Consider the following 9,496-nt stretch of genomic DNA (forward strand, 5'->3'; position numbering starts at 1 on the left):
TGTAAAGAACTTTTTCGTGATATATAAATCATTGTTCTAATCTATTTGGAAAGACATTTGCAAAATAATGGGAGGTAACATGCGTTTTTTTGTATTCATATCCACAACTTGTCATAAAGATGCTCAAGAAAAGGGCTTTGCGAAGGAAATTGAGAAGCTGAGAATAAAGGTTGAAGCCGATCAATCAGTAGACTCATGGGAAGATTTTTTGCCAAGTCCTATCATACAAAAGAAATTAGGGGGTTATAGGTTAGTCGCAGAAAAGCGAATCGTTGATGACTCCACAATGGCGATAGTATTTCTTACTATTTTGAAAAAGGGAACTCCGAAATATGAGAAATTTCATGGTGCAGAAGTCGAGTATTGTGAAAACCTTAAACCATCAAATTTACAAGTTACCGATGAAATCAGGGCTCGCATTAGAGAAGAAAATTCTGTACCAATTGTTCCTGAGCCGAATGACATAGAATACAGTTATCTTTTTGATCAGGGCAATAGCCTGGATTTTGACGATGGCATTGTGTTCGAAAGTCATGAATGGGTCCAACGTATCTCCAAGGGTGAATACCAACAATATCTAACAGATTTCTACAATATTGCTAGTGGCATATTTGGGGATGCGACAGACACATTAAAGATCAGCTCTTCAACTAGTGCACAGATCTTATTCCGTTACTTTCCTGAATCAAAAATATTGTTTCTGATTTCACCGATTACAAAAGCCAATCAATCAGAAATTCAGAAGATTCAGGAACAATTTGCGTCTATTTTAATGAATTCAACGGTGTCCCAAGACGAATTATTGAGACAAAGCGGAAGATCTTATCCTGCATTAGTACTCGCTGATGATTTTGAAGTGTGGAGTGCCATTGAGTCTAACAAAGAGGGCAATTTGGCCCTTTCTCCAGAGGAATCAGTTATTCTAGAGTCCGTTTTCTTGTCAAAGAGACCCAAAGAAAAGAGATTTCCCCTGTTCATTAATGGAAGACCGGGTAGCGGTAAGTCTACGGTCTTACATTATATGTTTGCAGAGTTTTTTTTTCGACATATTCAGAAGTCGAAAGATCAGAGGCTAAAGCGGCCGCCCCTGTATCTCACATATAATCCGAGACTACTGGAAAACGCCCGAGCCGCTGTGGTCAAAATAGTGACATCAAACCACAAATTTGCCGCAGAAAAAAAAGTATTTACGGAGCAGGAATTGGAGGAAACCCTCGATCAGGCATTTGAAGTTTTTCATGATTTTCTTAAAAAATCTCTGCCATCAGAAAAGTCAAACTTATTCCGTAAAGATAAAAGGATTGATTTTGGAGAGTTTAAGAAAAGATGGTCAGACCATATGAGGCGTGATTTCCGGAATGAACTAAAAAAAATCAACGCCGAATTAGCATGGCATGTTATTAGAACATACATCAAAGGCATGCGTGACGATGAGGATAACTATTTTGACAAGGATTCCTATTTTGATCTTCCGGAAAAGAGAAAAACAGTCAGTCAGAAGACATTTGACTTAATTTATGATGAATGTTGGGAAGGTTGGTATTATCCATTATGCAATAAATCGCAATACTGGGATGATCAGGATCTGACGCGCAAGGTTCTTGATGAGGTTGGGGCAGATTATTTCCAATATCCAGCCGTTTTTTGTGATGAGGCACAAGATTTTACTCGGATTGAATTGGAACTTATTTTCAGGATGAATCTTTTTTCACGACGACGGACATTACCGGATCAGATAAAAAATATCGCATTTTCATTTGCAGGTGACCCATTCCAGACTCTCAACCCAACAGGATTCAATTGGGAATCAGTTTCATCAGCTTTTTATGAAAGAATAGTTCAACATTTGGATCCTTCTGGATCAGGGCGGCTTCAATTCAATCCTCAAGAACTGAAGAACAGTTACCGTTCGACACGTCACATCGTAGGAGTGTGCAATCTCATACTCTTAGTTCGCGGCATTCTCTTTAATATACCTAAGCTGCATCCACAAGTATCTTGGTTTGAAAGGGATGCTTCAGTTCCGGAATTTTATGATATACAAAGTCAGCATTGTGTTGATCGACTAAGAGAGGAGGAGAGCATTACGGTTATCTTACCCTGTCAAGAAGATGAAGAATTAGACTACATCGAGAAAGACAGTATTTTAAAGGAATTGTCGGTTTCCGGAGACCGTCCAAGAACCTTCTTAAGTCCAATGGCTGCCAAAGGTCAAGAATTCCCTCGTGTTGTTATCTATAAGTTCGGAGATGATTGTGTTCGCAACTACCCAACTCTGTTAGACCCACTCTCTTCCGTAAAGCCTCAGGAACAGGACTTGGATAGGCTATTGCCCATGCAATATTTTATGAATCGTCTATATGTGGCAGCCAGCAGGGCTCAGAAGCGATTGATCATTGTTGATACAGAAGATGGCATTAGCAAATTCTGGAATAATGCAATGATGACTAACCCCGATGCTCTTATTGATAAGTATAGAACCATGTTTGATCCGAATAATCCATGGGGGACAAAAAATATCTGTCTCTGTCAGCCGGGCGTCCAGACCACAAAAGATAGAAAATGGTCCGAAGATCGGGAAAACCCTGAAGAGCTCGCAGAAGTAGCGAAGAACTTAAAGGAGGACGGAAGAAGAACCAAGAGTTCATATAAGTTGCGTCTAGCATCAGCAAATTTTGAGCGCGCTTCTTTACCTGATGAAGCTAAAAGATGTATGGCATTGTGTTATGAAATAGAAAATAAGTATACTGAAGCAGCTAAATTGTATCAAGAACAATCCTTACACACAGAAGCTCTTGGGTGCTATTGGCAGGGGGGCTTGTTCAGTAATGTTGTAAAAAATGTTGCGTTTTCGGAGTATCCAGAGTACCGAGCGTCAGATTTTATGCTGGGAGTGCAAAGTGGATCAGACAGTATACAGTTCCTTGATTTTATTTCGAATGAAATGCGCGGCCCCAGGAAAAATAATATAATTGACAATCCGACATGGATTAACGTTTTTGAGAAACTGATAGCAGCGCTGGCGAAAATGGACAACACAACTGATGGTAACGATGCATATAGAAAAGTTATGGCAATTAGTCAAGAAGGTCTCCCGACGTCACAATACTTGGAGCTTGGAAAACTCGCATGCAAAGCAGGGCTTTATGAGGAAGCATTGAAACAGTTCAATAAAATCACGCCCAAACCGGTTGATGCACCCGAATACGTTTTTGTAAAATCACAACTTTCGCCATTTCCGGAAAGTATTGAATGGCTGCACAAACAAAAAAATGGTAGTGAAATAATAACCCAATGGAAAACGCATTCACTTTTGCTTGAGGAAAAATATGAAACAATAGTCTACAATGCTATTATTGAAAAGCAGGCGTTTGACCTCCTTCCTCAATTCATAGAGTTTCATCCTAAGTATGACTATTTTTTTAAAGCGCTTAGTGTTTATGAAAAGGAACAAGATGATATATCGTACGAGTTAATGGCGCATCGGCTGATTTGTCATTACGTAGATGAAAACCGATGGACAGAAGTGTTGAAGTTCTTGAACAGTAATATCAAGATAAAAAAGTTGGATTTAGGTATAAAGAATCGATTTGTTTTTGAATTTGCAAAATCATCACCGAAACTCAATGAAGAAAACGAAAAAGCCATCGCAGATTTTATTGAGAAGTGGTATATCAAACACCCAGAATCAATTTTTAGTATAAAGATAGTTGGGACGTCAGTTGAGAAATCAAATCGTATGATTCTTTCTCTTGAATTTTATGAAAATATTTGGAAGCACAAGAAATATGGATCAGAAGCAGATCTGGAATTTGCAAGAAGACGTTGGTTGCGGTGTAAAAATAGGCAAATAGAACGTGGCAAATCCACATCTCGTGGAATTGAGGACTTTGAAAAATACTCTGCGGAGTGGGGCTATTCTATTGATGACATCCCGCAATATGAAGATCTTGATGGTATATCTTTTTCAGACGAGTATAAAGTTCCAGTGCAGCAGCAAAAAGCACGAGCAAGTACGCGGGTCGAGATTAGAAAGGATACGATTTCTGAAGAGCAGCGACTGGCTATCAAGGATCTTTATGAAATTGGTTATTCAGTAGAAAAAATACGACATATATTTCCGACGGTGTCCAATAACACGATCGAAATGATAATTGACAGTAACATGACTGAAGCGCAGAACAAACACAAGTAAATCATGCTCACAAACCCTGACTTAAAATCAAAAATCGACTCCCTCTGGGACAAATTCTGGTCCGGTGGAATAGCCAATCCGATTACAGCCATTGAACAAATGTCCTATCTGATCTTTCTGAAAAGACTGGAAGACATGGACAATGCCCGCGCCGCCGCGGCTAAGCGGAGAAATGAAACGTACCGCTCGGTATTTCACGGAAATAAGGAATGCAGATGGTCGCACTGGAGCCAATTGCCCGGCGATCAAATGCTCAAGCATGTGCGCGATAAGGTGTTCGATTTCCTGCGGGAAGTGGGCGGGGAGACGAGCACATTCACACAGCACATGGAAGACGCCGTGTTTGTCATTCCGAAAGCGTCGCTCTTGCAGGAAGCGGTCAAGATCATCGACGATATGCACATTTCGGAACAAAACGTGGACGTGCAGGGCGATCTGTATGAGTATTTGTTGAGCCAGCTTACCACGTCCGGCAAGAACGGCCAATTCCGCACTCCGCGGCATATCATTCGTATGATCACGAAACTCGTCGATCCGAAGATCGGCCAGCGTATTTGCGATCCGGCTTGCGGCACGGGCGGGTTTCTTGTCGCCGCCTATGAACAAATTCTCGAAGAAAACACGACCCCTGACCTGATCGAACGCGACGAAGACGGCAAGGCGCATCACCTGATCGGCGATAAGATCGCGGATAAGAAACTGATGCAATTCCTGAAAAGCCGCGCGCTCACCGGATACGATTTCGATTCCACGATGGTGCGTATCGGCGCGATGAACCTGATGCTGCACGGCATTGACAATCCGCGCTGCGTTTACACCGATACCATGTCGAAGGCATTTACCGAAAAATCGGAATACGACGTTATTTTAGCCAATCCGCCATTCAAAGGCTCGATCGACAAGAGCGACATCAATGAGCGTTTTACCACCAGCACGACCAAGACGGAACTGCTTTTCATCGAATTGATCTACGGCCTGCTGAAAAACGGCGGCAAGGCGGGCGTGATCGTGCCGGACGGCGTGTTATTCGGGACGAGCAATGCGCATGTGGATACCCGCAAGATCATCGTGGATAAGTGCAAGCTCGAAGGGGTGATCTCTATGCCTTCGGGCGTATTCAAACCGTATGCGGGCGTTTCCACAGCGGTGCTGATATTCCAGAAGGGCGGCACGACGAAGAACGTCTGGTTTTACGATATGGAAGCCGACGGATTTTCACTCGACGATAAACGTCAGCGTGTTGAGGCCAATGATATTCCGGACATTCTGAAGAGTTGGGGATTGAGAAATTCGGAATCACCTATCGACAATCAAAAATTCTTCAAAGTGACCGTCTCCGATATCCGAGCAAATAAATACGATCTTTCCATTTCACGATACAAAGAGATCGTGCACACGGAAATCGAATACGAAAAGCCGGATGTGATCATGAATAAGATCGTCGAATTGGAAAAAGGGATCGCGATGGATGTGGAAGAGATTAGGGAGATGATGAAGTGACTACTGTTCAATACTATCCCAAAGTCAATTTACGCGATCATGCTTTGTTAATAAGGGGTATTACGTTCAAGCCGCATCAAAAAACTGATATTCCTTCTGATGATGCAATAGTGTGCTTACGTACTGCCAATGTCCAATCTAATGTTGATTGGAGAAGTCTTATCTATATTCCAAAGGCACTAGTAAAAAGGACTGATAAGTTATTGCGTGAAAAAGACATTCTAATATCAACAGCCAATAGCAATAATTTGGTTGGCAAGTGTTGCTTGATTCGCTCACTTCAAGTCCCGGCAACACTTGGGGGATTCATTTCCGTTATTCGCGCAAATGGTGAGAGCCTTGACGCGTCGTATCTTTATCATTATTTGAATTCTGACGAAATTCAAGCGCTTCTCAGAAGTATTTCCAGGCAAACTACAAATATTTCGAACCTACCGACAGACCAATTGTTGAATGTTCAAATCCCTCTCCCTCCTCTTCCTATCCAGAAGCGCATCGCCGTGATACTTGAGAAAGCCGACGCCGCGCGCGAAAAGCGTCGCCAAACCATCGAGCTCACAGAAAAATTTCTCCAGTCCGCCTTCCTCGAAATGTTCGGCGATCCGGTGACAAATCCGAAGGGGTGGGAAAAGGAGACCATGGATGAGCTGTGTGATAGAATTACAGATGGTACGCACGACACTCCCAAACGCCTAACACAAGGAGTGAAGTTCATAACTGGAAAGAATATTCGCCCACATAGGATTGACTTCAGCAATCTGGACTTTGTTTCGCAAGATGTTCATGAGGAAATCTATAGGAGGTGTAATCCTATATTCGGAGATGTTCTTTACACAAATATTGGAGTCAATCTTGGAACCGCCGTCATGAACAACCTGCATGAAGAATTCAGCATGAAGAATGTTGCGTTGCTCAAACATAATCGTCAGAAACTGGAATCTCGATTTCTTGAATACATTCTCAATGATCAAAGAATGAAAAAGGCTCTTCTCAAGCGCTTTTCAATTGGTGGAGCTCAATCATTTTTAAGCTTAGGTAACATTAAAATGATTGAAATACCAGTTCCCCCTCTCTCCTTACAGCAAAAATTCGCCGCGATGGTCGAGAAAGTCGAAGCCATGCGCTTCAGGCAGCGCGCGTCGGAGCAGGAATTGGAAAATTTGTTTCACAGTTTGATGCAGCAGGCGTTTAAGGGGGAGTTGGTACTTGCTTGAATAGTGCAATCTGAAATGTGGGTAGTGGAAAACTTGTAACATTTTAAGTGTATAAATAGGGGAGCATTTCTTATGATGAAGACATCAATAGTCGTTCTTTGTCTCGCAATAGCATCTTGCATGCCTTCCACTGCGACTCATCAAGGCTCTTTCTTTCAGAAGAAGGCCGGAAAGAGAAAAATCGTCATTTTCTATCATGGTATTTTTGGCGATGCTCGCACAACGTGGGGTAAGACGGATAAGGCATGGCCAATGTTAATTTCTTCTGATCCCCAGTTTGAAGATTTTGATGTTTTCGTAGTTGACTATGACTCTCCATACTTGTCCAAAACATCAAATATAGAAGAAGTCTCGGTTGCCAAGAAACAAGAATTGCAAACTAAGGGTATTCTGCGTGACTATGATCAAGTTCATATTATTGCTCACAGCATGGGGGGAATTATTGCACAGCGAATTTGTGTGCTTTTAAGGGCAGAGACTACACCTGACTATTCAAAAATAAAATCTATTACACTGCTTTCAACCCCTAGTCATGGAGCAACTATTGCATATTTGACATCTTGGTTAAGCTCAAATCCACAGTTGAAAGATCTCAAATCTTCTGATATGAACACTCTATTACAGGCTTATTATAATTCTTGGAAGCTACTGGCTGATAGCAGGGTGAAGTCTGGGTTACTTCAACCTAGGATTAATGTTCTCTATGAAACTAAACCAATGATTACTATCAAAATTGTCGAGAGAACATATACTCTAACGGCTTTCGATGGTTTACCAATCGCTCTGGACAGGAATCATATTGACATGGCGAAGCCAGACGGATATGAGGATAGATTGTATGAAACGGTCCGATCTTTCATCCAAGAGGCTGTGGAACCACCAGAGGAAGAGGTGGGCATGTTCATAGTTGAGGGGATGAGCTTCGATGATGCCGTGAATGGAATATTGCGAGGTACTGGGTTCGCTCCACGTTACATTTCTTGTGATACAATCAAAAATAAAAAAATTGTTGCGGGTGAGTTAAAGGCTCGGTCAATTGAGAGGTTCATTGCGTTGCTTGGGCAGCGCCTTATAGGAAGTAACAGAATTCAACTAAAAATCCAAAAAAACCAGGAGCAAAGTCTATATGACATCAGTTGCGACGAAAATTAAATTCGGATTGTACTTGCTTATTTTCCCTTCCTTTGGAATCAATTCGCAAACCAAAACTTCTTGTGGAACACAACCCTTAGAAGTTAGATGCGAAAAAAATCAGGTACCGGTTTGTAGGAGGAATTACGCAGAATGCTATACTCCCAAAGGGATTACTAAGGAACAAAAGTGTGCAGATCTTCTGAGTCATGTAACTGAAAAGGCAATCACGACAGAAAACCTGTCAGAATATTGGAAACTCATTGAGGATGGTGAGTATGGAACAGGAGACAACAAAGTCAGCTTTGTAATACCCGATGACTGGAAAACGATTGTTGGAAATTCTCAAACAACTGATGGGAAGGCGCAGGACAAGCAACAAGACATATTAAAGAAAACGCTTGACGAGTTAGATGGCAAGATAAAGAACTTGGAAAACGACGGAAGCATACAAGCGGTTGTTTCGCAAATGAACGCGAATGACAAAACGGAGTATAACAAGAAAATCCAAGCCATGAGGGATGCAATATTGGAAGCGCGAAATAACCTTAACCAGGGGAGTGCAAAAGAAAAAATAACAAAACAACAAAAAGAACTCGAAAACTTAAAGATTTGGATCGATGGCAAACGGCCGTGACAATTAGGATTGTCCGCATTATGCAGATGTGTTTTCAAATTCTTGAAAATATCCTTATAGTACTTAATACGTTACGCGCGTCGGAGCTGGAATTGGAAAATTTGTTTCAGAGTTTAATGCAGAGAGCGTTTAAGGTGAAGTTGGTGAGTTAAACCTAAAAGGTCTATTGGAATTGATTGAATTACACGTAAATGCGGGAATATGGAACAGGCAGGTCGAAACCTATAGTCAGGATAGACCTTATAGGTTTACGACTGTCGAGAAAGTTGAAGCCATGCGTACGAAGCAGCGCGCGTCGGAGCAGGAATTGGATTTGCTTTTTCAAGCATTAATGCAAAGAGCATTTAAAGGAGAATTGGTAAGTTGACTTGCCCTGAGCGATGCGCCTTCGGCGCAGAGTAAAGAGGCATAGATTGTTTAAGGAAGACAAGCACAGCGTGCAAGATTGGGGCTTTGTGATTCACGTTCGGAGATTCAGCACTTATTGATTATGTCAGTTTACAGGATGCTCTGTAATCCTTGAGAACACAAACCCACAAACCATTGGTGGCAATATCGGAGACCACTATGAATTTTGAGCAGATTACTGAAAATTATAGACTTAGAAACCCTCATAAAAAACGAAACCCGATAGTTTGAATTGCTTCAGGGACTACCGGGAATAAGACATCATTAACATACATACATTTGAACGATAAAAGCAAATAAAAGTTTACAATGAAATGGGAAACGGAAGCAACATCGTACCCCCCTTTGGATAGAAGGGAAAGAAGGATTGAGATTGGTGATAGAACATTGCAGGAAGTCTTGCGAGCGTAG

The 9,496-nt window shown here is 41.7% G+C and carries 5 protein-coding genes; all 5 read left to right on the top strand.

Going from position 1 to position 9,496, the window contains the following annotated elements:
• Nucleotides 1-79 precede the first annotated feature (79 nt).
• Complete coding sequence (locus HUU58_15240) at nucleotides 80-4,195, top strand: hypothetical protein (GenBank protein NUN47028.1); 4,116 nt, start codon at nucleotides 80-82, stop codon at nucleotides 4,193-4,195.
• Nucleotides 4,196-4,198: 3 nt separating this feature from the next.
• Nucleotides 4,199-5,695 carry an SAM-dependent DNA methyltransferase gene (locus tag HUU58_15245; protein NUN47029.1) on the top strand — a complete coding sequence of 499 codons (1,497 nt, stop codon included), beginning with the start codon at nucleotides 4,199-4,201 and terminating at the stop codon, nucleotides 5,693-5,695.
• Nucleotides 5,692-6,909 (top strand): restriction endonuclease subunit S, encoded by a 1,218-nt coding sequence (locus tag HUU58_15250; GenBank protein NUN47030.1) that lies wholly within the window; start codon nucleotides 5,692-5,694, stop codon nucleotides 6,907-6,909. Before HUU58_15245 ends, HUU58_15250 begins: the two co-directional genes overlap by 4 nt.
• Before the next feature lie 72 nt (nucleotides 6,910-6,981).
• On the top strand, nucleotides 6,982-8,061 hold the full coding sequence (locus HUU58_15255) for a hypothetical protein (GenBank protein NUN47031.1): 1,080 nt from the start codon (nucleotides 6,982-6,984) through the stop codon (nucleotides 8,059-8,061).
• Complete coding sequence (locus HUU58_15260; protein ID NUN47032.1) at nucleotides 8,036-8,677, top strand: hypothetical protein; 642 nt, start codon at nucleotides 8,036-8,038, stop codon at nucleotides 8,675-8,677. The genes HUU58_15255 and HUU58_15260 overlap by 26 nt, the downstream gene beginning before the upstream one ends.
• The last annotated feature ends 819 nt before the right edge of the window (nucleotides 8,678-9,496 follow it).

The sequence above is a fragment of the bacterium genome, assembly GCA_013360215.1.
Classification (GTDB): Bacteria; CLD3; CLD3; order SB21; family SB21; genus JABWCP01.

Excerpts from the sequence above, each read along its gene's own strand:
- HUU58_15245 (NUN47029.1), top strand. The coding sequence starts at position 4,199 with ATGCTCACAAACCCTGACTTAAAATCAAAAATCGACTCCCTCTGGGAC.
- HUU58_15240 (NUN47028.1), top strand. The coding sequence starts at position 80 with ATGCGTTTTTTTGTATTCATATCCACAACTTGTCATAAAGATGCTCAA.
- HUU58_15255 (NUN47031.1), top strand. The coding sequence starts at position 6,982 with ATGATGAAGACATCAATAGTCGTTCTTTGTCTCGCAATAGCATCTTGC.
- HUU58_15260 (NUN47032.1), top strand. The coding sequence starts at position 8,036 with ATGACATCAGTTGCGACGAAAATTAAATTCGGATTGTACTTGCTTATT.